This is a genomic window from Pseudomonas sp. NY15181 (genome assembly GCF_048068055.1).
In the GTDB taxonomy this organism is placed as follows: Bacteria; Pseudomonadota; Gammaproteobacteria; order Pseudomonadales; family Pseudomonadaceae; genus Pseudomonas.
Genome location: NZ_JBLUPT010000003.1, coordinates 600004 through 622004, shown reverse-complemented (window position 1 = coordinate 622004; position 22001 = coordinate 600004). Strand labels below are relative to the sequence as shown.

Sequence of the window (22001 nt, the reverse complement as noted above, 5' to 3'; positions counted from 1 at the left end):
CTGCGCGAAGGGCCGACATCCCAGTTCCACCTACCTATGCGAAACGAACCGTGAGTTGCCCCACGCCCTGCGAGGGGTCATGCCATCCACCCCGGCGCTTAGGAATGACGATATGAAACTGCGAAAAGAAATTGAGAACGCGATCCGCGAAGCCAAGGAAGACCGTGCCCTTGCAGCACTGGCCATCTGCGCACTGCTCGATGAGCGACTGAACCTGGCCGCACTCGGCTGGCTCGACGATGACCCGCTCCTACTGCAAACGCTCAAGAAGCCCCAGCCGAGCCCGATCAGAGTTCTCTCCGCGGCCTGACGATCGACAGGCCTCTGACGGTCAGGGGCCTGCCTACTCCCCTTCCTGGATATCCACCCGCGATGCTGGCAACCTCCCCGCAGAGTTTCGCCTGAGCTGATTGCCAGCCTCCGGAGTGGAATCCGGTGGAATGGAACACAGTGATGCCCATTGCTACGCACACCGGAACATAGCGTCCCCACCCTCGTCTCAAGCAGCGAGCTGAGTCTCCGCTCAAGAACTCTGTGTGGATCTCAAAATGGCTGTGGCCAGTCGGTATAGTGCTCGCACAACTCCACGGCATGGCAAGGACGATATGCGCAAACTGAGCACGACCCTGCTCGCGTTAATCTCGGGACTCATCAGCACTCAGGTTTTGGCTGAAACGGTCTCACCTCAAGCTGAGTTGTACTACCAGCGAGCCCTCTCAGACATGGAGCGAGCCCAGCAGCTTCTCACCGGTTCCAACCAAATTTCCTCAATGGAAGTGGATGCAACTCGCAAGAGCCTCAATAACAATCTCGAAAAAGCTACCGAACTCGGACACCCAGCCGCTGCGCTCTATCAGGCACAGCTGACGCTAGGGATGGCGAGTGATGACGGTGAGACTCGCCAGCAAGCTTGCACCCTGCTGGGCTCCTGGGCCAAAAAGGGCTTTGTGGCAGCAGCGGTGGTGAACTTCAGTCAATGCAACAGAGCGTATCTTCGCTTTGACTTCGCGAGTCCTGAGCATCAATCGGCCTTACAGACTCTCACCCAATCCCTGACCAAGAACGATCCAGCCCAGCCCTACTATCCGTTTTCTCTTGCCACCAGTCTGTGCTTTCCGGCCGATGCTCTTAAGGCCGTCGTGCTTTCGCAGGAGCAGTTCCGGGCCGAGGCAGAATATATGCTGGGTAGCTCGCAGGAACCCACGGACGCCGAGTCAACTCGGCACATTCTGACCTTGCTGGACTCTGCTGCGGATCGGGGCTGCCAGATCCCCACCGGACTGCGTTCTGCTCTGCGGCAGCAACTGCGGAGCCAATAGCCATACAAAAACTCGCGCCAGACTCTTGTAGAAAGTGGATTCGGCATCCGGGCAGCTTCATGACTGCGTCTACCCATCCTGCAAAGGTGCGGCTTAATATCCTGACTTTCGCCTGACAGGGATACTGGCGTTATGGATATGCAGCCGGCTAAAGCCGAGGAAATGGATGCCTTCGACCGCTACGTCGAATTGGCCGGACTGTATTTCAGGCGCTATGTCCGCCACCTGATACGATGGCTCCCGCCGGTAATTGGCTTTCTGCTGTTCCTCACCTATTTCGCTCGCAACCACTTCTACCCCAGCTTCGATCTGTTTCAGTTTTCGTCGCTACTGCTTTCTGCGGCGGCGATTGGGTTCTCCTTCGTTGCTGCGTTGACTGTGGGTGTTACAGCTCCGGGGCTGGTTCTGGTCCATTGGTTTGCCAACGACAAGCGCTACAAGGGCTTGCTGCGTCACAGAGCCGGCACTGAACGGCAGAAGGATAAATACGCGTGGCTGCTGGTACTGCTGTGCTTCGTGCTGCCTTTCGCTGGCAGCACTCTTGTTTCTGCCGCGTTGATCCTGCTCATCAAAACATCCGCAATCATCCCGTACCTGATTGCCCCGGTTCTGATCGCACTGATCTTCGGCATCATTCTGCAAGTCAGATTCGCATTGCCGAAATGGTCATTCCTGCACTTTCTCTGGGCAGGCTCGCTGGCCTTGCTCTTGGTAAACGCCTTGGCCATGGGAGTGTTGTCATACACATCGACGTTGGGGTGGGTCCCCGCCGCTTTTCAGCCTGCTGCCGTGACACTGACCATGCTGGTCGTCAGCACTCTGGTTGGTTTCATAACCCCGGCAGCTTTCGGCAGCTTTAAGACAAGCCTGTCGTTCTGCACTCCCCTCGCCTTGGTTTTCGCCGCCTACAGCGGAGCTCTGAGCACCATGCCGGAACGTGTGATGAGCTGGCTTGGACTCGGCAGCTACAAGGCTAGCGAGATTGTTCTCGACGCCGAGTACTGCCAACACAACGCGCCGGAGAGCCTGAAGCTGAACGAGCACTGCGTCATAACTGACGCCCAGGTGGTCTGGTCGCTTGGCGAGTCACTGGTCGTTCGCATCAAAGGTGAAAAGGAAATCCAGGCGCAGATTCCCGCACGTTATGTAAAGGCAATCATGCAAACGGTTGATTGAATCAACGGCAATCGCTGCGCTTAACCGGGGGCTGGGCGAGACGGCGTACAACCGCGAACGGTTGTACGCCCTACATGCGGATGACGGATGGCGCGGGTTTGCGCCTACAAGAGCACCGAAGCCTGATCTACGCTCAGTGCTGTGCGATGCACAGGAGTGACGCAATGAGCACCGATGACAAGCTGAACCTCGATGAACTCAGCCTGGTCCCTCTGGAGCCGGACGAGCCGCCGGCCGCATCCGCTGCGCCTGCCAAGCCGAAGTTCATGGTCGATACCCGCCACGGGAAGGACCGCCGCAGCGGCACCGACCGCCGCCAGAGCATCCGTTTCGAGGCGGACCGCCGCAAGGGCGACCGGCGTGCGGGATCAGGGGACCCCTGGTCGAAGTTCACCGACAACTGATCAAAGCCCGCAAGGGGTGGTTGCCGGATCACGGGGGAGCTGTTAAAAGCGGGATCGACATTCAGAAATCCGATACCGCCATGAGCGAAAGTGAAAAATCGAATACCCGCCTGTTCGACCTCGACCTGCTCCGCGCCATCGTCACGGTGGCTGACTGCGGCAGCTTCACCACGGCCGCCACGCGCCTGCATTCCACCCAGTCCACCATCAGCCAGAAGATCCGCCGCCTGGAGGAGATGGCCGGGCATCGCCTGCTGGAACGCGGCAACCGCGACGTGCTGCCCACCGATGCCGGGGAGACGCTGCTGGGTTATGCGCGGCGCCTGCTGGCGCTGAACGACGAGATGGTCGAGGCGCTGTCCGGCGCCACGGTGGCGCTGACGGTGCGCATCGGCGTGCCGGATGACTTCGCCAGCGGCCGCACCACCGAGCAGTTGGCGGCCTTCAACCGGCGCTATCCGCAGGTGAAGCTGGAAGTCACCAGCGGCCTGAGCCGCGATATTTCCGCCAGCTACGACCGTGGCGAGCTGGACCTGGTGCTGCTCAAGCAACGGCAGAACGCCCGCGAGGCGGTGGCCTGCTGGCCGGAGAAGACGCGCTGGGTGGACAGCGCGAAGAACCCCTGCATCGAGCTGGACCCGCTGCCCATCGTCACCTTCCCGCCGCGTGGGGTGTACCGCGACGAGATGATCGCCGCGCTGGAAACCATCGGCCGGCGCTGGCACATCAGTTTCACCAGTTCGAGCCTTTCCGGCATCCAGTCGGCCATCGCCGACGGCATGGGCATCGGCCTGCTGCCGCAGCGGGCGGTGACGGCGGAGCACGCGGTGCTGCCGAAGGATACCGGCCTGCCCTCGGTGGATGTGTTCGAGGTGGCGCTGCTGCATCGCCCGGCGGCGGACCCGAAGGTGAAGGAGCTGGCCCGCGTGCTGTCACGGGTTCTGGCCCAGGATACGCAGGGCTGAGCGGCGCGCTTGCGCATTTGAAAAGTGAATACGGCGGATTCCAACATTTAATTTGTGCATGAACACGCCGCTGGATATGGTGGTTCTCAGCGACGGCCAGCGCTCAGGCAGCGCGCCGCTCTGCACGAATTGTTCGCCCCGGCGCGGTGCGCCGGGCAGCAAGACAACAATGAGGAAATCCCCCATGGCCAAAACCAGCTATTACGCGCCGCACGGCGGGCACCCGGCACAGACCGAGCTGCTCACCGACCGCGCGATGTTCACCGAAGCCTATGCCGTGATCCCCAAGGGCGTGATGCGTGACATCGTCACCAGCCACCTGCCCTTCTGGGACAACATGCGCATGTGGGTCATCGCCCGCCCGCTGTCCGGCTTCGCCGAGACCTTCTCCCAGTACATCGTCGAGCTGGCCCCCAACGGCGGCAGCGACAAGCCCGAGCAGGACGTCAACGCCGAGGCGGTGCTGTTCATCGTCGAAGGCGAGCTGACCCTGACCCTGCAGGGCCAGGTCCACAACATGCAGCCGGGTGGCTACGCCTTCATTCCGCCGGGCGCGGACTACAAGGTGCGCAACACCTCCGGCCAGCACACCCGCTTCCACTGGATCCGCAAGCACTACCAGAAGGTCGACGGCGTACCGCTGCCGGAAGCCTTCGTCACCAACGAGCAGGACATCGAGCCGAAGGTGATGCCGGATACCGAAGGCCGCTGGAGCACCACCCGCTTCGTGGACATGAGCGACATGCGTCATGACATGCACGTCAACATCGTGAACTTCGAGCCGGGCGGCGTGATTCCCTTCGCGGAAACCCACGTCATGGAACACGGCCTGTACGTGCTGGAAGGCAAGGCGGTGTATCGCCTGAACCAGGACTGGGTCGAGGTGGAAGCCGGCGACTTCATGTGGCTGCGCGCCTTCTGCCCGCAGGCCTGCTACTCCGGCGGCCCGGGTCGCTTCCGCTACCTGCTGTACAAGGATGTGAACCGTCACATGCGCCTGACCCTGAACCAGGCGCACTAAGCGACGGGTTCGGACGGGAAGTCCCTCGGACTACCGCAGCGACACAGAAAAAACCGGCGCCCTTGCGCCGGTTTTTCTTTTCCGGGTGCCTGGGTCGCCCGTCGCTGTGGTAGCGTCTCGCACCATCGTCACCGCGTTGTCTGCTAAAAACTTCGGCGCAAAGACGATGCACTGCCCAGGAGAAAGACGCATGGATGCCCGCTTACTGCCCCAGGCAGAGTTCGACAACGTTCATTTTTTCCGGACCTTCACGCTCCTCATTCTGATCGCCCTCGGCGCCTTCACCCTGACGAAGCTGGCGGCCGGCGCGATCGCCGTCGTCTCGCCCGTCCCACTCGTACTGCTGGCCCTGGGAGGCCGCTTCGTCGTGGAATGGCGCAGACTCGCCCGCTGCCGGCCGGCCTTCATCGACAACGAGGAGTTGGTGCTCTGCGGCCTCCGGAGCCATCGGCAGATTCCGCTGAGGAGCATCCAATCGGTCCGCTCCCGGCACAGCCTGTTCATGGTGCGGCGCTATCGCTCCTGGTCGGAGCATCTGGCGTTTCTGGAGTTCACGCTGAATGACGGCGAGCGCGTCGCCACCCTCGCCGAGAGCGGCGTGCTGGAATTTCCGGCCGGCGCGGGCACGCTGAAGGCGGTGGAGGCGGCGATTCTTGCGGCGAAAATGAAGGGACAGCGCCAGCAGGGCGATGCCGACGGCGGGAGTGCCGCCGGTCAGCGCTGAGCGCTGGCGCCCTAGGGCGCCCCGAACATCGCCGTCCAGTAGATGCCCGCATCGCTCTTCGGGTCGGCCGCGTAGGCCGCGCCCAGTTCGCGGAACTGCGGGTTCATCAGGTTGGCGCAATGGCCTGGGCTGGCCAGCCAGCTGTCCACCACCTTGCGGGCGTTGCCCTGGCCGGCGGCGATGTTCTCGCCGATCTGCTGGAAGCCGTAGCCGCCCAGTTCGGCGCGGTCGCCCGGCGTGCTGCCGTCGCGGCCCTTGTGGTCGAAGTAGTTGTTGTTGGCCATGTCGCGGCTGTGGCCTTCGGCGATGCTGCCCAGGGTGGCGTTCCAGGCCAGCGCGGGGGCGTTGCCGAAGTTCTGCCCGCCGCACTGGCGGGCCTGGCCACGGGCGGTGTTGATCGCCTGCAGCAGTAGCTGGCCTTCGGCCTCCCAGGTGCCGAGCTTGCCTTGCAGCAGCGGTCGGCCGAGGAGGATGCGCCAGTCGTCGCCTGCGCGGCTGACGCCGACATCGACGAACTGCGGGTCGAGCAGCACCTGGCAGAAGCTTTCCTGCAGCGCCTTCATCGCCGAGCTCACGTCGCGCGGGCCGGTGAGGCTGAGCATGCGCACGCTGCTCATGGGGTAGCCGGTCTGGTTCAGCGCGGTCTTCCAGTCGCCCACGCCCGCGGGGATCGCCAGGCGCTGCTCGACCGCCAGCGGCGGCAGGACCTGCGAGGCGCTGCCGGCGCAGGACTGCACCTCGCCGCGATAGGCGTTGATGGCTTCGACCAGTTGCTCCTGGTCGGCGGCGACAGCGAAGGTGGCGGACAGCAGCCCCAGCGACAGCAGCAGGCTACGCGGGATGAACGACGTGGCACCCATGCGGGATTCCCCTTGGCAAAATGGCGTACATGATGCGTGATTCTTTGGCGTTTGGCTGCGCTGGCGAGCGATCCGGGGCTGCGCCGGGGCGCGTCAGAAGCCTTTTTCGCCTGAACATTGGACTATTTCTCGGGACCGCCTGATTTGCGGCAAGGGATTGTTTTACTTCGATTGCACGGCCTCCGGCCAGTCGGACAATGAAACAAACCGAACCTTTTCCGAACAGAGTCCGAACCAGGCGGGAGGTGCTGCTGTGTTCTACCCGCGCCGTGTTTTCTTCATTACCTTGCTGCTGGCGGTGGCGGCCTCGCTGCTGGCCGGCTGGCACATGCTGCAGATGAAGCAGGACGCCCTGGCCTACGCCCAGGCCAACGGCAAGAACGCCCTGCTGCTGGTGGAGCATGAATTCCACCGCGACCTGGATGTGCACGCGCAGACCCTGCGCACGCTCGCCAACAGGGTCAACGATCCGACCGCGCCGCCCCTCACGCCGCAGGCGTTGCGGAATCTGGTGCAGGGCCATGCCGCCGGATCGACGACGTCGGGTACGCTGGTGCTGCTCGATGCCAGGGGGCATCTGCTGGCGGACCTGAACCACCCCGGCGCCCCGGACAGCGACCAGTCCGGGCACGAGTACTTCCAGGCCCCCCGGGACAATCCTGCGGGCCTGTCCCTGAGCCATCCATTCACGCCCGGGTATCCGGGTTCGGCCCCCAGCACCGCGCTGAGCCGGGCGGTGCTGGACAGCCAGGGGCGCTTCCTCGGCGTGGTGGCGGCGATCAAGGAGTTGCAGCACATGGATGCCTTCGTGCGCGGCCCGGAGCTGGGCAAGCGCGGGGTAGTGTCGATCCGACTGCTCGACGGTACCGTCCTGGCGCAATGGCCACCGACACCCGCGCGCGACAACGCGGATGAGCAACAAACGTTCCGAAGCTTCGTCGAGAGCGGCGAGGTGGAGCGCTCCCTCCAGCAACCCAGTGGCTCGGATGCCTATTGGCGTGGCTATCGGCGCGTTGGCCACTACCCGGTGGTGGTCTCGGTGGAGCAGTGCCGCGAAGCGGTCCTGAACACCTGGACTGGACGCACCTGGGTCACCACCGGCCTGCTGCTGACGTTCAACACCGCCACCCTGTTCTTCGCCTTCCGCCTGACCCACCACCTGCGCCGCCGCGACGCCAAGGAGGAGCGCCTGCGCACCGCGGCCGACACCGATCCGCTGACCAGCCTGCACAACCGCCGCTGGTTCGACGAGAAGGCGCAGCTTGAATGGCGCCGCCGCCGCAGCGGCGACGGCCACCTGGCGGTACTGATGCTGGATATCGACCAGTTCAAGGCCTACAACGACCACTACGGCCACCCCCGCGGCGACCTGGCGCTGATCAACGTGGCGCACCTGATCGGCCAGGGCCGCCGCGACAACGACGGCGCGGCACGCTATGGCGGCGAGGAGTTCGTGGTCATCCTGCCCGGCTGCGACACCGTTGCCGCCGAGCGCGTGGCCGAATCCATCCGCCGCGCCGTGGAGGAAACCGCCCTGCCCCACGCCAAGGGCGAGCGCGGCGTGGTGACCATCAGCGTCGGCGTGGCGAGCACCTCGGACACCCCGGCGGACAGCGTCGAGGCGCTGATCGCGGCGGCCGACGCGAACCTCTACAAGGCCAAGGCGGCGGGGCGCAACAAGGTGGTCGCCTGAGCAGGGATCAGCCCGCCAGAGGCGCCATCACCTCGACTTCCTGGATGTCGAAATCGCCGCGCAGGTAGTCCATGCGCTGTTCGTGGAACTCACGCATGTGCGGCAGGGCGGTGTGCACGGCCAGGTGCTCGCGGCTCTGCCAGACCTCGAAGAAGGTGAACAGGGTCGGGTCATTGGCGTCGCGCAGCATGTGGTACTGGAGGCAGCCGTCCTCGGCGCGACTCGGTGCGAGATAGGCGCGGAACAGGTTCTCGAAGGCGTCGGCTTTTTCCGGGCGGGTACGAGCCTGGAGGATGAAGGCATACATGGGGATTGGTTCCGGGATGGGCGGGAAAGATTGCCCATCCTGACGCAAATCAATGCTCACAATTCGTGATTTTCACGCACGTATCTTTTGTCTGGAAACGGGGTTTTCCGCCGCCCTCTCGTCGATATCCTGCCGCCATCCAGAATTTGTCATTTCGAGAGTCCCTTCCATGAAAAGGATCCTGCTGATCAATGGCGGCAAGCAGTTCGCCCACTCCGACGGCCGTTACAACGCCACCCTCCATGAAGCCGCAATCGCGCACCTCGACCGTGCCGGCTTCGACGTGAAGGAAACCTTCGTCGACGGCGGCTACGACATTGCCGAAGAAGTGCAGAAGATCCTCTGGGCCGACGTGGTGATCTACCAGATACCCGGCTGGTGGATGGGCGCGCCCTGGACCGTGAAGCAGTATCTGGACGAGGTGTTCACCGCCGGCCACGGCAGCCTCTACGCCAACGACGGCCGCACCCGCTCCGATGCCTCGCAGAAGTACGGCAGCGGCGGCCTGCTGCAAGGCAAGCAGTACATGATCTCGGCCACCTGGAACGCGCCGCAGCAGGCCTTCGACGACCCGACCGACTTCTTCGAGGGCAAGGGCGCGGACGCGGTGTACTTCCCCTTCCACAAGGCCAACCAGTTCCTGGGCATGAGTGCGCTGCCGACCTTCCTCTGCGTGGACGTGATGAAGCGTCCGGACATCGCGGGTGATGTGGAGCGCTACCAGCGGCACCTGGCGGAGGTGTTCGGCGCCCAGGCGTAAGGGATTGCACCCTGTAGGAGCGAGCTTGCTCGCGAACGGATTCACCGGCGGCTCCGGTGCTGGGCGGTTCGCGAGCAAGCTCGCTCCTAAAAGAGAAGCTTCGCCTGGCAACGATTCGTCAGGATGCAGGCCCGTAAGGCGTATAACGTTCGACGTTATACGCCGTTTGACCTTGCTTTCCGGCCCGCACGGACTTTGGCCAGGCACCTGTCACCCAGCGCTTCGAACTCGACCCATTTGCCAACCGGTAGTCCTGGTGTATCGGCGTACAACCGCGAACGGTTGTACGCCCTACGGGATGTCCCCTCGCCACTGGACGCCCGGCATTGGGTTCCGCACGCGAATCGGCTAGGCTTCGCCCTTTCCTACTGCCTGTTCAGGAGTTACCCCATGGCCCGTGCATCCGCCCGCCACATCCTGGTTTCCAGCGAAGCCAAGTGCAATGAACTCAAAGCTGCCATCGAAGGCGGCGCCGATTTCGCCCAGGTGGCCCGCGACAACTCCACCTGCCCGTCCGGCCGCAGCGGCGGCGACCTGGGCAGCTTCCGTCCGGGCCAGATGGTCCGTGAGTTCGACCAGGTCGTGTTCAGCGCGCCGCTGAACGTCGTGCAGGGTCCGGTGAAGACCCAGTTCGGCTACCACCTGGTGGAAGTGACCAGCCGCGAAGACTGATCCGCTCCGCCCGCGCCGTGCCCCTCGATGGGCGCGGCGCCGCCCCTCACAACGGTCCGCCCCGGGCCGCCAGCATTACCCCCAGCCCTACCAGTATCGAGCCGCACACACGCGGCATCAGGCGTTTGCCGCGCCCTTCACCCAGCACGCCGAGCAGCAGCGAGGCGAACAGCACGGCGAGCACGTCGGCGGTGGAGAACACCAGGTTGACGATCACCCCGAGGATGAAGAACTGCAGGCCAACCGGCAGGCTGGCGGCGGGGTCGACGAACTGTGGCAGGAAGGTCAGGAAGAACAGCGCGGTCTTGGGGTTAAGCATCTCCACCACGATGCTGTCGCGCAGCACCTTGGGATGCGTTTCGCCGGCCTCCTCCGCGCCTTCGAGCAGTCGGCGCTGGCCAAGGATCATCGAGCCGCCCAGCCAGATCAGGTAGGCCGCGCCGGCGAGCTTCAGCGCCAGGTACAGGGCGGGCGCATGGTGCAGCAATGCGACGAGCCCGGCACTGGCGGCGAGGATGTGCAGGTAGCAGCCCAGGTGGATGCCCAGCGCCGCATGCAGGCCGGAGCGGCGGCCGTGGGCGAGAGTCTGCGAGGTCATGTAGAGGATGGCGGGGCCTGGCATGCAGGCGAAGGCCAGCGTCGCCAAGGCGAACGAGGCCCAGTAGGCAGACAGCAGCATGATCTGATCCTTCCCTTGATCGCAAGTAGTGGTCTGGCGCCTCACAAGGGAGCGGCGAGCCAGTGGCGGGAAGGTTAGGGACGCGGGCCGGCTACGCACATACGGCAGTTGCCGTATTTTTTCCGCGCCGGGGCGGCGTTAGGCTGTGTTCCTACAGGTTGGAGGGAATCGACTACATGCGCCCCCGCACGCGTGGCACGCACAGGCAAGGCTCAGGCGCTGGGAACACCCAGGCGCACGGCGTAGGCCGCGAGTTCCGCGGGGCTGTGCAGGTCAAGTTTGCGCATCAGGTTCTCGCGGTGCTTGCGCACGGTGAGCGGACTGATGCTGAAGTGCTCGGCGATCTCCCGCGCACTGCGCCCCTGGGCCGCGAGGGTGAGAATCTGCCGTTCACGCCGGGTCAGCTGGACCGCCGCCAGCAGATCGGCTTCGTCACGCGGGCGCACATGGGGACCGTCGAGGATGAAGCGCAGGCTGCGCGCCAGGTAGGTCTGCCCGGCCCGCAGGGCGTCGATCGCTTCGAGCAGCTCGCCGGTTTCCTCGCCCTTGCTCAGGTAGCCCTGCACGCCGGCGTCGAGCACCGAGCGCACGGTGGCCAGCTCGGTGTTGGCGGTGAGCACCAGGATCTTCAGGCGCGGGTGGCGCTGGCGCAGTTCGTGGATGACCTGCAGGCGGTTGAGCCCCGGCATGTTCAAATCCAGCAGGAGCAGGTCGGCCGGGCACTCCGCCAGCAGCGTTTGCAGGCGAATGCCATCGCCGGCCTCGCCGACCACTTCAACCTGTTCCAGGGTCGAGAGCAGCAGGCGCAGCCCGTCGCGCACGATGCCGTGGTCGTCGGCGATCAGTACCCGCAAGCGCTTCCCTTCCATCATTCGTCTCCTTGAGGCCATCGAAATGCACAGCCGCCTTCAGCAACGCGAACTGGTCGAACTGTTGTTCCGCCAGTCCTATGCCGTGCTTTTCGCCAACCTGGTGATACCCCTGCCAGTGCTGTACATCTTCCGGACCGCCCTGTCGCCGACGGCGATGGGCGTCTGGTTGGCCGCGCTCTACGTGCTCACGCTGGGGCGGATTGTCCTGGCACGAGCGTACTTCCGACAAGCCCCCGCGGGCACGCCGGGCAGGTATTGGCCTTGGACGGCCACCGTGCTGTCGTGGGCCAGCAGCCTGCTGTGGGGCTGGATCGGCTGGGCGGGTTTCGCCCATGGCGACCCGCAACTGTTCGCCTTCACCTGCATCGTGCTGACGGGCCTGGTGTGCGGCGCGGTGCCGTCGCTGTCGGCCTATCCGCCGGCCTACGTCGGCTCGCTCGCCGCCATGCTCCTGCCACTGCTGTTGCTGTGCCTGAGCCACCCTGGGGAGCAGTTCGCTACCTACAGTTTCTTCATCGCCTGTCTGGCCGGGGTGAATCTCTACTACAGCCGGGTGACCTACCGCAGCCTGTGCGAAACCGTTCGCCTGCGCCAGGAAAACTCGGAGCTGGTACAGGACCTGCGCGAGCAGCGCGACCGCGCCCAGGCCGCCGACCACGCCAAGACCCGCTTCCTCGCTGCCGCCAGCCATGACCTGCGCCAGCCGATCCACGCCCTGGGCCTGTTCGTCGGCGCCCTCGCCTCCCTGGCCGAACGCGGGCCGGTGAACGCCGTCCAGGCGCGGGATATCGCCACGCGCCTGCGCGCCATGCTCGGCAACCTGGGCAGCCTGCTCAACGGCTTGCTGGACATCTCCCGCCTCGACGCCGGCGTGGTGCCACTGGCCCGCGAGCCCATCGCCCTGCAACGGCTGTTCACCGACCTGCAGGTGGAGTTCGCCGGCACCGCCGCCGAGCACAGCCTGCGCTGGCGGGTGTGCGGCAGCCGGCTGTGGGTGGACAGCGACCCGGTGCTGCTCAAGCGACTGCTGGACAACCTGCTGGCCAACGCCTTCCGCTACACCCGAAGCGGTGGTGTGCTGCTGGGCTGCCGCCGCCACGGCCAGGAAGTAGAGATCCAGGTGCTGGACACCGGCATCGGCATCCACCCCAGCCAGCAGGAGATGGTCTTTGAGGAGTTCGTCCAGTTGCACAATGCCGAGCGCGACCGCAAGCAAGGCCTCGGACTGGGGCTGGCGATCGTCCGCCACACCGCCCGCCTGCTCGGCCATGGCATGCGCCTGCAATCGCAGCCCGGACGCGGTTCGCTGTTCGCCGTTCGCCTGCCCCTGGTGCAAGCCCAAGCCCCCTGCCCAACCGCCGATCCAGTGCCCGACGGGCTCGGCACCGAAGCCCTGGGGATCATGGTGGTGGACGACGAGCGCGACGTGCTGCACGCCCTGGGCAACCTGCTGGAAGTCTGGGGCCATCGGGTCTATCCGGGCACCACGGCGCTGCAGGCCTGCCAACGGCACATCGAGGCCAGCCATCGCGGCCCGGCGCCTGTCCACCTGATCCTCACCGACTACCGGCTGGGCGAAGGCCAGACCGGCGAGGAGGCGATCCGGCGCATCCGCAGTTACCTGTCGCGCCAGGTGCCGGCGCTGATCGTCACCGGAGACACTTCGCCGGAGCGCCTTCGCGAGGCGACCGCCCACGGCTATCGCCTGCTGTACAAGCCGCTGGATACCGAGCAGCTGCGCGAAGCGATCAACGCCTGCCGGCAGCAGTCGGAAATTGCCTAGGGCCGACGCAACTGCTCTCAGCGGGAACCACCCGTCACCTTACTGATCGAGCCTGTCGATCCGTTTACCGCCGGCTCTGCGACTGCCCCCTCAAGCGTCACCCCTGCGGTGGGTCAAAACGCGCTCCTCGTACCTTTCCTACGCTCGCGCCCTACAACCTGCATCCCGGCTAGTCTGAATACAGACGCGCCCTTCCCGCAGGGCCGACTGCCGCATGAAGGACGTTCCCATGAGCAATGCCAGCACCGCCGACCTCCCCGAGGTCTTCACCTACCTGAGCCAACTGCCACAGAACGCCGGCTCCGACATGTTCTTCAGCGTCGGCGCGCCGCCGCACATCAAGATCGAGGGGCACAGCCGGCCGGTCGGCGAGCGCGTGCTGGCCAATGGCGAAGTGAAGATCCTGGCGTGGCAGCTGATGACGCCCGAGCAGGTGACGGAGTTCGAACGCGACCTGGAGATGAACCTGGCCATCAGCGTGCCGGAGCTCGGCCGCTTCCGCGCCAACATCTACTACCAGCGCGGCGAGGTGGCGATGGTGGTGCGGCTGATCAAGCAGGTGATCCCGGACGTGGCGAGCCTCGGCCTGCCGCCGGTGCTCGACAAGCTGGCGATGCAGGACCGCGGGCTGATCCTGGTGGTCGGCGCGGCCGGCTCGGGCAAGTCCACCACCCTGGCGAGCATGCTGGACTTCCGCAACCGCCACCGCTCCGGGCACATCGTCTGCATCGAGGACCCGATCGAATTCCTCCACACGCACCAGAAATCGATCATCGACCAGCGCGAGGTCGGCCTGGACACCCACAGCTACGCCGATGCCCTGCGCAATGTGCTGCGCGAGGCGCCGGACGTGATCATGCTCGGCGAAATCCGCGATGCGCCGACCATGCAGAACGCCCTGCACTACGCCGAAACCGGCCACCTGTGCGTGGCCACCCTGCACGGCACCAGCTGCCGCCATGCCATCGAGCGCATCACCCGCTTCTTCCCCGATGAAGCCCGCCCGCAGGTGCTCGCCGACCTGTCGCAGAACCTGCTGGCACTGGTCGGCCAGCGCCTGGTCCCCGGCACGCGCCAGCGCCGCGCGGTTGCGGTGGAGCTGATGCTGGGCACGCCGCACATCCGCGGCATCATCCAGCGCGACGAGCTGCCCGAACTCAAGGGCGCGGTGGAGCGCGCCCTGGAAAGCGGCATGCAGAGCTTCGACCAGAGCCTCTACAAACTGGTGGAGGACGGCCGCATCAGCGTCACCGACGCACTGAAGTTCGCCGACTCGCGCACGGACCTGGCGCTGAAGATCAAGCTGGAGCGCGGGATGGACGACGACAGCATGGGCTCGGTGTTTGGCGCCTGACAAAACCGGCGCCACGGCGAATTCCATCGCCTCCCCTAGCGGCTATGCTGTTGCCCACTTGTTCGCATACCAGCATCGCCCCGGGGGATCTGCATGGGCTCGCAACATCCGTCTTGGCTTCTGACCATCCTGTTTCTGCCAGCGCTGGTCGCCGGCTGCTCCACCGCAACCACCGCGCCTTGCGATGCTCCCATGAGCGGGCAGCGCTGCCACGTCGAGCGCCTGCTCTACCGGAACGACATGCTGCAGGCCAAGCTGCTGATCGCCTCCGGCGACCTGGAGAATTACGAACTGGCAGGCGCCCTGCTCGATCGCGCCCAGCCGTTTGATGAGCGCGGCGAGGTGAGCTTTTACAAGGCACTGCTGAAGATCAAGGAGGGCCCGCAGGTGAACGAAGTGCTGCCGCTGCTGGAGCACGCCGCCGACGCCGGTCAGCCCTACGCCGTGGCGCTGCTGTACAAGGTCTGGTCCGAACCCTACCTGGTGGACAAGGCCAATCCGGGCAAGGCCCTGCGCTACCAGCGGGCCTACTCGGGCCTGGACGTTGCCCGCAGCGGCTACCCCTCGTTCGAGCAGTCCCTGGCGATGGTCAACAACTTGCTGGCCGCACCGCCCGTCCTCGCCAGCCAGCAAGTCCGCCGCTAGCTCTCGTCCGGCAGCGGAGCCGCCTGTTCGAAGGTCCGATCGCCGGGGTTCTGGCCGTGGGGCAGATGGTGCTCGATCACCGCATTGAGCTCCGCGCCCAGCAGCAGTACAGCCGAGGAAATGTAGAAGTACAACAGCAGGACGATGATGGCGCCGACGCTGCCATACATGGCGTTGTAGTCGGCGAAGTTCTTCACGTAGAAACCAAAGCCCAGGGACGCGGAGATCCACAGCACCACCGCGAGCACCGAGCCGGGGGTGATGAGGCGGAACTTCTGCTTCACGTTGGGCGTGACGTAGTAGATCACCGCCACCGCCATCATCATCAGCACGACGATGACCGGCCAGCGCAGCACGCTCCAGAGCAGCACCACGTAGTCCTCCAGCCCCACCCGTGCGGCGATCCAACCCATGACCTGCGGGCCGAGGATCATCAGCGCGGCGATGACCAGCAGCATGCCGACGATGCCGAAGGTGTAGAGCACCGACAGCGGGACGCGCTTCCACGCCGGGCGCGCCTCGCGCACGTCGTAGGCCGCATTCAGCGCGGTCATCAGCGAGCGCACCGCCGCCGAGGACGACCACAGCGCGACGATGATACCGATGGACAGCAGGCCACCCTGGCGCTGCTGCAACTGGTCGATGACTGGGTTGACCTGTTCCAGCGCCTGCGCCGGCAATACGTAGTCCGCCTGGCCGCGCAGCCAGTCAAAAAACTCCGGCAGGTGCAGGAAGCCCAGCAGGGCGATGAGGAACAGCAGGAAGGGAAACAGCGAGAACAGCCCCTGGTAGGCCAGCGCAGCAGCATAGGTGGGCATCTCGTCGTCGAGAAACTCCTTCACCGTCAGGCTGATCAGTTTCCACGGCCCAAGGCTGAGCCCCCGCATGTCCATGAATAGCATCCCGCTCCGTCCTTCTGCTGGCCGCCCGGCCGATCGATGATTGCAGGGTGGACCTGCGCGGCGCGGGCAAAGTTGCAATGACAAGCGCGGCGCAGAGCGCCCGCCAGGACAGACCATAGCCGCTGGGTGCCCTTCGATGCCAGACGGGGTCGCGGGTATCGGCCCGTGAACGCGCTTCCCCGCGTTGCGCCACCGGGCGTATGGGAAGCGCGGCGAAGGCAGCAAGCGCGCCGCCGAACCCGGCGCGAACGCTGCGTTGTGTGTCCTTGCTCGCGGGCGATGCGCGCGGAAAGGCTCAATCGGCCAGCCGGTAGACCTTCGCGAAACGCGCCGCCTTGACCACACCGTAATCGCCGGGCGCGTACTGCATGACCCAGTCGCCGGCCGCGCCGGTGAGACGGTCGCCGCCTGCCGAACGCACGATGGTGAACGGCTCGTCCATGCGCCTGGCGAGCACCACCGTCGGGCGGTTCCGATAGGCGCCGGGCTCGCCGTGCGCGAGCGTCGCGTCGGCGGGCTGGTATTTCGGATCGAAACGCTCGCGGGAGACGACCCACCGCTCGCCCGTAGCGCCGCTGATGATCGCATCGCCGGGTGCGTAACGGTTCGGTCCTTCGAGACTCATCAACTCGCCGGGCGCTGCGGCGAATTCGACGGTGACGGTTTCATCCTTGACCACGCGTTGCGCGGCGGAATCGGTGGAGAGATCGAGTTGAGTCAGTTCGAGCATGGCAACGGCAGCGAGCCCGCCTCCGGAAATGCGTGAAGGATGAAACCGGGCCAACGCCCGGCTCCTGCGGCCCGCAAGAGTAACCGGAAAGAACAGGCACCGCGAGCGGGCCCCGGACCTCGCGCAGGGCCGCCGGCGGCGACGGGCAGAACGCCGCGTCATGGCCTATAAACTCCCTGGCGCCTTCGCGCCCCACTCCTATCGCCGTACAGGAATACCGCATGCCGACTCGTCTGATCCCCCGCCTCGCCCTGCCCCTCCTGCTGCTCACCAGCCTTGCCGTACAGGCCGACGAGGCCGCCGACGAAGCCAAGTTCCTCAAGGACTCGGTGGACTACTTCGACCAGGTCACCCGCACCAACCTGCCGCACCAGGTGGACAAGGTCACCACCCTCAACAGCGTGCAGCTCGACCCGGCGAAGAAGATGCTGTATTACCGCTACGCGATTTCCAGCCTGCGCATGGACCAGATGGACCTGGGCGCCCGGGCCAAGTTCGAGAACGGCCTGAAGACGCAGCTGGAGAGCACCACCTGCCAGCAGACCGAGCTGTTGCAGCGCTTCCGCGAACACCACCTGGGCGTTACCCACGAATACACCGGCAGCGACGGCAAGCCGCTGGCCAGCATCACCATCGACCCGCAGACCCTGAATTGCGCCAAGAGCTGAACTCCCGCCCCATGAGCCGTGCCGACTACCATCAGGAACACGCCCAGCGCGCCGAGGCCGAAGCCCGGCGCCTGCTGGCCGAGCGCGAGGCCATGGGCGCGCGCTGGCTGCCCTGGGTGGCCACCGAGCTGTATCGCCTGACTCCGCCCCACTACGCCGCAATGGTACGCCGCGAGCTGGAACGCCTCGCCGCCGGCTGAACGGTGAAGCGGCACGCCATCCGAAGGCTATGCTGTAGCTGTCCGCTCTCGGATCGAGGGCGTCCCGTCGGAGGACAAGCCATGAAAGGTCTCGACGCGAAGAAGCAAAGCAAGAAGAAGCCACTGAAAACCGCACACGAAAAGCGCATGGCCAAGCGGCAGAAGAAGTCCGGCAAGACCTTGCTGGGCACCCCGCAACAACCATCCTGAGGGCTCGCCCCTCGTCACGCGGATAGCCTTGGGAGAGGCTATCCGCTTATCGAATCCCACCCCGCCCGATGCGCCCCGCCTCCAGGAGCGAGCTTGCTCGCGAACGGAATTTCCGGCAGCGCTGGCGTCAAGCGGGTTCGCGAGCAAGCTCGCTCCTACAAATGGCGCTCCCCCGGAGTCAGTCATCCACCTTCGGGTCGAGCCCCGGGAACAGCACCTCGGTAAAGCCGAACTTGCTGAAATCGGTGATCCGCGATGGATACAACCGGCCGATCAGGTGATCGCACTCGTGCTGCACCACGCGGGCATGGAAGCCCTCGACGCTGCGGTCGATCGGCTGCCCCTGGGGGTCCACGCCCTGGTAGCGGATGGACCGGTAGCGGTTCACCGCGCCGCGCAGCCCAGGCACCGACAGGCAACCCTCCCAGCCCTCCTCCAGCGTATCCCCGAGCGGCGTGATCACCGGGTTGAGCAGGATGGTCGGCGGCACCGCCGGGGCGTCCGGGTAGCGCTCGCTGCGCTCGAAACCGAAGATCACCAGCTGCAGGTCCACGCCGATCTGCGGCGCGGCCAGGCCAACGCCGCCCACCTGGTGCATGGTCTCGAACATGTCGTCGATCAGCGTCTGCAGCTCGGCGCTGCCGAACATCGACGCGGGCACCGGCGGCGCCACGCGCAGCAGGCGCTCGTCACCCATCTTGAGAATCTCGCGGATCATCTCGCTCTCGCCCCTGGCCTGTCTGGAAAGCGGCATCCTCGACCATGCGCGGGCATCGTGCAAGCCGCGTGACCACTGGGCTCCCGCGCCACGGAGAACACCCCGCCGGTGCTAGACTAAAACCTGACGAAATTCAGCAAATGGCGGCGATCTGCCGGAAATCACGGCAAATCGATGTCAAACCCAGGGGGATGACCGGTTGGGGACGGAGGTTCGTCATGAACAGGCATTACTACATCAGCGACAACCTGGACGACCTGGATACCGTCGAACAGGAACTGGCGCAAAGCGGCATCAGCATGGAGCAAATGCACGTGCTGAGCGACCAGGATGCCGAGTTGAAGGACCATCGGTTGCATCAGGTGCCATCGATGATGAGGCGGGACGTGGTGCACTGGGGCAAAATCGGCCTGCTGATCGGCGCCGCACTGGCGGTGTTGGTGCTGCTGGTGGGCTATCTGAGCGGCTGGACGCAGACCGCCGCGGGCTGGATTCCGGTGCTGTTCCTCGCCGCGGTGCTGCTGGGCTTCAGCCTGTGGGAAGGCAGCTTCGTCGGCCTGCAGCGTCCCAGCGGCGACGCGCGTCGCTTCGAGCCCAGCCTGCACGCTGGCCAGCATGTGTTCTTCGTCGACGTGAAACCCGAGCAGGAGCCCCTGCTGGACATGGTGGTGCGCCATCACCCACGCCTGGAGATCGCCGGCTTCGGCTCGGCCATGCCTTCCTGGCTGGTATCCGTCGAGCACGCCTGGAACCGCTTCCGTCACATGATGTGACGTGCGGGCGCCTCCCGTTCCGCGCCGCCCGCGCGCCGCGGAGCGGCGTCCTGCGACCGGAATCGGCCCTCCTTGATGCACATCAGACCGACAAGCGCCGTCAAGCTCGAAACTAGGTACTCGAAACCAAGCGTATCGAGCGTCCCGTCAGGCCGTGGCTTTCACACGGCCCGCGACGCCAGCTTTCGTCAGGAGGACCCCATGACCCAACCCGCCCAGGTCATCATTCAGTCCCGCCCGGGCATCGACCGCCAGCAGTACCTCATCCGCCTGAACTACCAGGTGGAGAACCCGGCCAGCCGCGATGCGCGGGTGAAATTCCAACTGGAAGGCGAGATCGACGGCCAGCCGTTCAAGGATGACTTCGATCTGCCCGGCGACATCGCCTTCAACTTCGCCAGCAGCGCTACCCGCCTGCTGCGCCGCCACGGCCTGCGCCTGTGCCAGGGGCCGGTGGTGCGTTTTCGCAAGGAGCACGATCAGGTCTTCGACGACCTGCGCCGCCAGCTCCGCGCCGAATCCGGCAGGCCGGTGGACCTGCAGCGCATGGCGTCACTGGCGCCGGTGCAACCGCGTTGCGCGGTGACCCAGTCACTGGTTGGCAAGCGAGGCTGAGCAATTGCCATCGACGACGATGGCTGCGAAACTCGCCTGATCAATCCAATAACAGCAAGAACGACGAGAAACACGGATGGCTTTCATCTCTTATGCGCAGAACTTCGAAGATCTCACCCTCTGGCGTTCACTGCAGCTGTTCGAGCCTGGCTACTACATCGATGTAGGCGCCAACCATCCCACCCACGACTCTGTCACCCGCGCCCTGTACGAACTGGGCTGGCGCGGCATCAACATCGAGCCAGTCGCAGCCTACTATCAGGCCTTGGTCGCCGAACGCCCTGAAGACATCAACCTGTGCATGGCGGTGGGTGCCCAGGCAGAGGTTCTGACCCTGCACGAAGTCGCCGATACCGGCCTTTCGACTCTCGATACCGCCGTTGCCGAGCAGAATCGCCGCGCCGGTATGCAGGTCGTCCCCTACCAGGTTCCGGTCCGGCGCCTGGCCGACATCTGTGCCGAGCACCTGGCGGAGGATCGCCCGCTGCACTTCCTCAAGATTGATGTGGAGGGCTTCGAAATGCAGGTGCTGGAAGGGATGGACTTCCAGCGCTGGCGTCCCTGGATCGTCCTGCTGGAGTCTCCCTTCAACCGGATCCCCGAGTGGGAGCAGTTGCTGCTTGATGCCGGCTACCTGTTTGTCCAGTTCGATGCGATCAACCGTTTCTACGTCGCCCAGGAGCATGCGGGGCTTGCAGTTCCACTGAGCATGCCACCGAACATCCTCGATGGTTTCAAGGTCACCCGAAGCCACTTCCTGATGCGCGATCAGCCATACGGCGATGCGCTGTCGCAGCAGTTGGAGGAAGCCCTCCAGCGAGCCGAACGGGCCGAGCGCGAACTAGCCATGCTACGCGGGAGCCGCCGCTGGAAACTGGCCGGCACCCTCGCCAAGTTCGCCGGACGCTGATCAGCCAAGTTCGATGCGATCGTCATGGATGACGATCAACCCCTGCTTGTACAGGCCGCCGATGGCCTTCTTGAAGTTGCCCTTGCTGACGCCGAACTGCTGCGCGATCAGCTCCGGCGGGCTCTTGTCGCTGAGGGCGAGCTTGCCGCCGGCCTCGCGCAGGGCGGTGAGGATCTGCTCGCTCAAGGCGTCGGAGAGCCCCGCGCCAGCCGGCTGCAGGCTCAGGCTGATCTTGCCGTCGGCGCGCATTTCCTTGATGTAGCCGGTCTCGCGCAGGCCATTGCGCATGAACTTGAAGACCTCGTTCTTGTGGATCAGTCCCCAGTGCTTGCCGTCGATGATTGCCTTGTAGCCGAGGTCGGTGCGCTCGACGACGAGCAGATCGACCTGCTGACCGACCTTGTAGTTGGCCGGGACGTTGTCCAGGTAGCGGTCCAGGCGGGCGGTGGCGGTGATGCGGCGGGTGCGCTCGTCGAGGTAGACGTAGACCACGCAGTAGTCGCCGACCTGCAGCGGGCGCTTCTCTTCCGAATGCGGCAGCAGCAGGTCCTTGGGCAGGCCCCAGTCGAGGAACAGGCCGACGCGGTTGACCTCCACCACCTTGAGGCTGGCGAAGCCGCCGACCTGCACCTTGGGCTTCTGGGTGGTGGCGATCAGGCGGTCTTCGCTGTCCAGGTAGATGAACACGTTGAGCCAGTCGCCCACCTCGGTGGGTTCGTTCTTCGGCACGTAGCGCTTGGGCAGCAGGATTTCGCCGTGGCTCTCCCCATCCAGGTAGAGACCGAAATCGGTGTGCTTGGCCACCTGCAACGAATTGAACCGACCTATGACTGCCATGACGCTTACCTCGTGAACGGGGCGGGCATTCTACGCGCATTGGCGCACATTGGCTGCCGCCGGTTTCCAGATGGGTAGGAGCATCGCGGACAGAGTCCGCTCCTACGCGGGAATTTGCGTCGTGCCTGCCGCTTTTCGTAGGAGCGGACTCCGTCCGCGATCGGGTTCGGTGCCGTGCGGTTCGCGAGCAAGCTCGCTCCTACA

Annotated in this window: 28 protein-coding genes; 19 read left to right on the top strand and 9 right to left on the bottom strand. The window is 65.1% G+C overall.

Features of this window, described 5'->3' with window-relative positions; all coding sequences use genetic code 11:
* The first annotated feature begins 112 nt into the window (after positions 1 to 112).
* The 5 genes from ACNFBT_RS11700 (at position 113) to ACNFBT_RS11680 (ending at position 3864) form a co-directional block, all read left to right on the top strand.
* Complete coding sequence (locus tag ACNFBT_RS11700) at positions 113 to 310, top strand: hypothetical protein (RefSeq protein WP_152222116.1); 198 nt, start codon at positions 113 to 115, stop codon at positions 308 to 310.
* Between the two features lie 295 nt (positions 311 to 605).
* Complete coding sequence (locus ACNFBT_RS11695) at positions 606 to 1319, top strand: hypothetical protein (RefSeq protein ID WP_416749413.1); 714 nt, start codon at positions 606 to 608, stop codon at positions 1317 to 1319.
* Between the two features lie 132 nt (positions 1320 to 1451).
* Positions 1452 to 2495, top strand: a complete 1044-nt coding sequence (locus ACNFBT_RS11690; RefSeq protein ID WP_416749411.1) for a hypothetical protein — start codon at positions 1452 to 1454, stop codon at positions 2493 to 2495.
* A gap of 164 nt (positions 2496 to 2659) precedes the next feature.
* A complete protein-coding gene (locus ACNFBT_RS11685) occupies positions 2660 to 2899 on the top strand; it encodes a hypothetical protein (protein ID WP_416749409.1) in 240 nt (79 codons plus the stop codon).
* 80 nt (positions 2900 to 2979) lie between these two features.
* Positions 2980 to 3864 carry a LysR family transcriptional regulator gene (locus ACNFBT_RS11680; RefSeq protein WP_416749408.1) on the top strand — a complete coding sequence of 295 codons (885 nt, stop codon included), beginning with the start codon at positions 2980 to 2982 and terminating at the stop codon, positions 3862 to 3864.
* Here the strand turns inward: ACNFBT_RS11680 and ACNFBT_RS11675 are convergent.
* Complete coding sequence (locus ACNFBT_RS11675) at positions 3832 to 4050, bottom strand: hypothetical protein (RefSeq protein WP_416749406.1); 219 nt, start codon at positions 4048 to 4050, stop codon at positions 3832 to 3834. The two genes, ACNFBT_RS11680 and ACNFBT_RS11675, sit on opposite strands and share 33 nt — an antisense overlap.
* Here ACNFBT_RS11675 and ACNFBT_RS11670 point away from each other — a divergent pair.
* Both ACNFBT_RS11670 and ACNFBT_RS11665 read left to right on the top strand, forming a co-directional pair.
* Complete coding sequence (locus tag ACNFBT_RS11670; protein ID WP_152222109.1) at positions 4049 to 4885, top strand: bifunctional allantoicase/(S)-ureidoglycine aminohydrolase; 837 nt, start codon at positions 4049 to 4051, stop codon at positions 4883 to 4885. The two genes, ACNFBT_RS11675 and ACNFBT_RS11670, sit on opposite strands and share 2 nt — an antisense overlap.
* A 190-nt stretch (positions 4886 to 5075) precedes the next feature.
* On the top strand, positions 5076 to 5609 hold the full coding sequence (locus tag ACNFBT_RS11665; RefSeq protein WP_416749404.1) for a hypothetical protein: 534 nt from the start codon (positions 5076 to 5078) through the stop codon (positions 5607 to 5609).
* Between the two features lie 11 nt (positions 5610 to 5620).
* Here ACNFBT_RS11665 and ACNFBT_RS11660 read toward each other — a convergent pair whose 3' ends face one another.
* On the bottom strand, positions 5621 to 6469 hold the full coding sequence (locus ACNFBT_RS11660) for a CAP domain-containing protein (protein ID WP_416749402.1): 849 nt from the start codon (positions 6467 to 6469) through the stop codon (positions 5621 to 5623).
* A gap of 253 nt (positions 6470 to 6722) precedes the next feature.
* Between ACNFBT_RS11660 and ACNFBT_RS11655 the strand changes: the two genes are divergently transcribed.
* Positions 6723 to 8162, top strand: coding sequence for a diguanylate cyclase (locus tag ACNFBT_RS11655; protein WP_416749400.1), 1440 nt, complete (start codon positions 6723 to 6725; stop codon positions 8160 to 8162).
* A gap of 7 nt (positions 8163 to 8169) precedes the next feature.
* On the opposite strand, the gene ACNFBT_RS11650 is transcribed toward ACNFBT_RS11655, so the two are convergent.
* Complete coding sequence (locus ACNFBT_RS11650) at positions 8170 to 8469, bottom strand: putative quinol monooxygenase (protein WP_416749398.1); 300 nt, start codon at positions 8467 to 8469, stop codon at positions 8170 to 8172.
* A gap of 169 nt (positions 8470 to 8638) precedes the next feature.
* Here ACNFBT_RS11650 and ACNFBT_RS11645 point away from each other — a divergent pair, with 169 nt between their 5' ends.
* Positions 8639 to 9229 carry an NAD(P)H-dependent oxidoreductase gene (locus tag ACNFBT_RS11645; RefSeq protein ID WP_416749396.1) on the top strand — a complete coding sequence of 197 codons (591 nt, stop codon included), beginning with the start codon at positions 8639 to 8641 and terminating at the stop codon, positions 9227 to 9229.
* 390 nt (positions 9230 to 9619) lie between these two features.
* The gene (locus tag ACNFBT_RS11640; RefSeq protein ID WP_152222096.1) at positions 9620 to 9901 is read left to right on the top strand and encodes a peptidylprolyl isomerase; all 282 of its coding nucleotides are present in this window, start codon (positions 9620 to 9622) and stop codon (positions 9899 to 9901) included.
* A gap of 46 nt (positions 9902 to 9947) precedes the next feature.
* Here the strand turns inward: ACNFBT_RS11640 and ACNFBT_RS11635 are convergent, their stop codons facing one another.
* On the bottom strand, positions 9948 to 10580 hold the full coding sequence (locus ACNFBT_RS11635) for a LysE family translocator (protein WP_416749394.1): 633 nt from the start codon (positions 10578 to 10580) through the stop codon (positions 9948 to 9950).
* A gap of 212 nt (positions 10581 to 10792) precedes the next feature.
* On the bottom strand, positions 10793 to 11449 hold the full coding sequence (locus ACNFBT_RS11630) for a response regulator (RefSeq protein WP_416749392.1): 657 nt from the start codon (positions 11447 to 11449) through the stop codon (positions 10793 to 10795).
* Between the two features lie 25 nt (positions 11450 to 11474).
* Between ACNFBT_RS11630 and ACNFBT_RS11625 the strand changes: the two genes are divergently transcribed.
* From ACNFBT_RS11625 to ACNFBT_RS11615, 3 genes are all read left to right on the top strand, one after another.
* Entirely contained in the window at positions 11475 to 13235 is a 1761-nt protein-coding gene (locus ACNFBT_RS11625; RefSeq protein WP_416749390.1) for an ATP-binding protein, read from the top strand.
* 229 nt (positions 13236 to 13464) lie between these two features.
* Positions 13465 to 14589, top strand: a complete 1125-nt coding sequence (locus ACNFBT_RS11620) for a PilT/PilU family type 4a pilus ATPase (protein ID WP_416749389.1) — start codon at positions 13465 to 13467, stop codon at positions 14587 to 14589.
* Between the two features lie 93 nt (positions 14590 to 14682).
* On the top strand, positions 14683 to 15234 hold the full coding sequence (locus ACNFBT_RS11615; protein WP_416749387.1) for a hypothetical protein: 552 nt from the start codon (positions 14683 to 14685) through the stop codon (positions 15232 to 15234).
* On the opposite strand, the gene ACNFBT_RS11610 is transcribed toward ACNFBT_RS11615, so the two are convergent.
* A complete protein-coding gene (locus ACNFBT_RS11610) occupies positions 15231 to 16136 on the bottom strand; it encodes a YihY/virulence factor BrkB family protein (protein WP_416749385.1) in 906 nt (301 codons plus the stop codon). The genes ACNFBT_RS11615 and ACNFBT_RS11610 overlap by 4 nt on opposite strands.
* A 295-nt stretch (positions 16137 to 16431) precedes the next feature.
* A complete protein-coding gene (locus tag ACNFBT_RS11605) occupies positions 16432 to 16866 on the bottom strand; it encodes a PGDYG domain-containing protein (RefSeq protein WP_416749383.1) in 435 nt (144 codons plus the stop codon).
* Positions 16867 to 17087: 221 nt separating this feature from the next.
* Between ACNFBT_RS11605 and ACNFBT_RS11600 the strand changes: the two genes are divergently transcribed.
* The 3 genes from ACNFBT_RS11600 (at position 17088) to ACNFBT_RS11590 (ending at position 17944) form a co-directional block, all read left to right on the top strand.
* Positions 17088 to 17534 (top strand): hypothetical protein, encoded by a 447-nt coding sequence (locus tag ACNFBT_RS11600; RefSeq protein WP_416749381.1) that lies wholly within the window; start codon positions 17088 to 17090, stop codon positions 17532 to 17534.
* 11 nt (positions 17535 to 17545) lie between these two features.
* Positions 17546 to 17734 carry a hypothetical protein gene (locus tag ACNFBT_RS11595; protein ID WP_416749379.1) on the top strand — a complete coding sequence of 63 codons (189 nt, stop codon included), beginning with the start codon at positions 17546 to 17548 and terminating at the stop codon, positions 17732 to 17734.
* Between the two features lie 81 nt (positions 17735 to 17815).
* A complete protein-coding gene (locus ACNFBT_RS11590; protein WP_256676115.1) occupies positions 17816 to 17944 on the top strand; it encodes a hypothetical protein in 129 nt (42 codons plus the stop codon).
* A 178-nt stretch (positions 17945 to 18122) separates the two neighbouring features.
* Here ACNFBT_RS11590 and def read toward each other — a convergent pair whose 3' ends face one another.
* Positions 18123 to 18662: a peptide deformylase gene (def, locus tag ACNFBT_RS11585; protein ID WP_416749377.1), complete on the bottom strand. Its 540-nt coding sequence runs from the start codon at positions 18660 to 18662 to the stop codon at positions 18123 to 18125.
* A 218-nt stretch (positions 18663 to 18880) separates the two neighbouring features.
* On the opposite strand from def, the gene ACNFBT_RS11580 reads away from it, so the two are divergent.
* From ACNFBT_RS11580 to ACNFBT_RS11570, 3 genes are all read left to right on the top strand, one after another.
* Positions 18881 to 19435: a magnesium transporter gene (locus ACNFBT_RS11580; protein WP_416749375.1), complete on the top strand. Its 555-nt coding sequence runs from the start codon at positions 18881 to 18883 to the stop codon at positions 19433 to 19435.
* Positions 19436 to 19636: 201 nt separating this feature from the next.
* On the top strand, positions 19637 to 20050 hold the full coding sequence (locus tag ACNFBT_RS11575; protein ID WP_416749373.1) for a DUF5064 family protein: 414 nt from the start codon (positions 19637 to 19639) through the stop codon (positions 20048 to 20050).
* Positions 20051 to 20126: 76 nt separating this feature from the next.
* Positions 20127 to 20960 carry an FkbM family methyltransferase gene (locus ACNFBT_RS11570; protein ID WP_416749371.1) on the top strand — a complete coding sequence of 278 codons (834 nt, stop codon included), beginning with the start codon at positions 20127 to 20129 and terminating at the stop codon, positions 20958 to 20960.
* On the opposite strand, the gene ACNFBT_RS11565 is transcribed toward ACNFBT_RS11570, so the two are convergent.
* Positions 20961 to 21797, bottom strand: coding sequence for a S1 RNA-binding domain-containing protein (locus ACNFBT_RS11565; protein ID WP_416749369.1), 837 nt, complete (start codon positions 21795 to 21797; stop codon positions 20961 to 20963).
* Positions 21798 to 22001: the final 204 nt, after the last annotated feature.

Bases quoted from the DNA above. Each gene is read 5' to 3' on its own strand.
- ACNFBT_RS11700 (WP_152222116.1), top strand. From the start codon at position 113: ATGAAACTGCGAAAAGAAATTGAGAACGCGATCCGCGAAGCCAAGGAA.
- ACNFBT_RS11695 (WP_416749413.1), top strand. From the start codon at position 606: ATGCGCAAACTGAGCACGACCCTGCTCGCGTTAATCTCGGGACTCATC.
- ACNFBT_RS11690 (WP_416749411.1), top strand. From the start codon at position 1,452: ATGGATATGCAGCCGGCTAAAGCCGAGGAAATGGATGCCTTCGACCGC.
- ACNFBT_RS11685 (WP_416749409.1), top strand. From the start codon at position 2,660: ATGAGCACCGATGACAAGCTGAACCTCGATGAACTCAGCCTGGTCCCT.
- ACNFBT_RS11680 (WP_416749408.1), top strand. From the start codon at position 2,980: ATGAGCGAAAGTGAAAAATCGAATACCCGCCTGTTCGACCTCGACCTG.
- ACNFBT_RS11670 (WP_152222109.1), top strand. From the start codon at position 4,049: ATGGCCAAAACCAGCTATTACGCGCCGCACGGCGGGCACCCGGCACAG.
- ACNFBT_RS11675 (WP_416749406.1), bottom strand. From the start codon at position 4,050: ATGGGGGATTTCCTCATTGTTGTCTTGCTGCCCGGCGCACCGCGCCGG.
- ACNFBT_RS11665 (WP_416749404.1), top strand. From the start codon at position 5,076: ATGGATGCCCGCTTACTGCCCCAGGCAGAGTTCGACAACGTTCATTTT.
- ACNFBT_RS11660 (WP_416749402.1), bottom strand. From the start codon at position 6,469: ATGGGTGCCACGTCGTTCATCCCGCGTAGCCTGCTGCTGTCGCTGGGG.
- ACNFBT_RS11650 (WP_416749398.1), bottom strand. From the start codon at position 8,469: ATGTATGCCTTCATCCTCCAGGCTCGTACCCGCCCGGAAAAAGCCGAC.
- ACNFBT_RS11645 (WP_416749396.1), top strand. From the start codon at position 8,639: ATGAAAAGGATCCTGCTGATCAATGGCGGCAAGCAGTTCGCCCACTCC.
- ACNFBT_RS11640 (WP_152222096.1), top strand. From the start codon at position 9,620: ATGGCCCGTGCATCCGCCCGCCACATCCTGGTTTCCAGCGAAGCCAAG.
- ACNFBT_RS11635 (WP_416749394.1), bottom strand. From the start codon at position 10,580: ATGCTGCTGTCTGCCTACTGGGCCTCGTTCGCCTTGGCGACGCTGGCC.
- ACNFBT_RS11630 (WP_416749392.1), bottom strand. From the start codon at position 11,449: ATGGAAGGGAAGCGCTTGCGGGTACTGATCGCCGACGACCACGGCATC.
- ACNFBT_RS11625 (WP_416749390.1), top strand. From the start codon at position 11,475: ATGCACAGCCGCCTTCAGCAACGCGAACTGGTCGAACTGTTGTTCCGC.
- ACNFBT_RS11620 (WP_416749389.1), top strand. From the start codon at position 13,465: ATGAGCAATGCCAGCACCGCCGACCTCCCCGAGGTCTTCACCTACCTG.
- ACNFBT_RS11615 (WP_416749387.1), top strand. From the start codon at position 14,683: ATGGGCTCGCAACATCCGTCTTGGCTTCTGACCATCCTGTTTCTGCCA.
- ACNFBT_RS11610 (WP_416749385.1), bottom strand. From the start codon at position 16,136: ATGCTATTCATGGACATGCGGGGGCTCAGCCTTGGGCCGTGGAAACTG.
- ACNFBT_RS11605 (WP_416749383.1), bottom strand. From the start codon at position 16,866: ATGCTCGAACTGACTCAACTCGATCTCTCCACCGATTCCGCCGCGCAA.
- ACNFBT_RS11600 (WP_416749381.1), top strand. From the start codon at position 17,088: ATGCCGACTCGTCTGATCCCCCGCCTCGCCCTGCCCCTCCTGCTGCTC.
- ACNFBT_RS11595 (WP_416749379.1), top strand. From the start codon at position 17,546: ATGAGCCGTGCCGACTACCATCAGGAACACGCCCAGCGCGCCGAGGCC.
- ACNFBT_RS11590 (WP_256676115.1), top strand. From the start codon at position 17,816: ATGAAAGGTCTCGACGCGAAGAAGCAAAGCAAGAAGAAGCCACTGAAA.
- def (WP_416749377.1), bottom strand. From the start codon at position 18,662: ATGATCCGCGAGATTCTCAAGATGGGTGACGAGCGCCTGCTGCGCGTG.
- ACNFBT_RS11580 (WP_416749375.1), top strand. From the start codon at position 18,881: ATGAACAGGCATTACTACATCAGCGACAACCTGGACGACCTGGATACC.
- ACNFBT_RS11575 (WP_416749373.1), top strand. From the start codon at position 19,637: ATGACCCAACCCGCCCAGGTCATCATTCAGTCCCGCCCGGGCATCGAC.
- ACNFBT_RS11570 (WP_416749371.1), top strand. From the start codon at position 20,127: ATGGCTTTCATCTCTTATGCGCAGAACTTCGAAGATCTCACCCTCTGG.
- ACNFBT_RS11565 (WP_416749369.1), bottom strand. From the start codon at position 21,797: ATGGCAGTCATAGGTCGGTTCAATTCGTTGCAGGTGGCCAAGCACACC.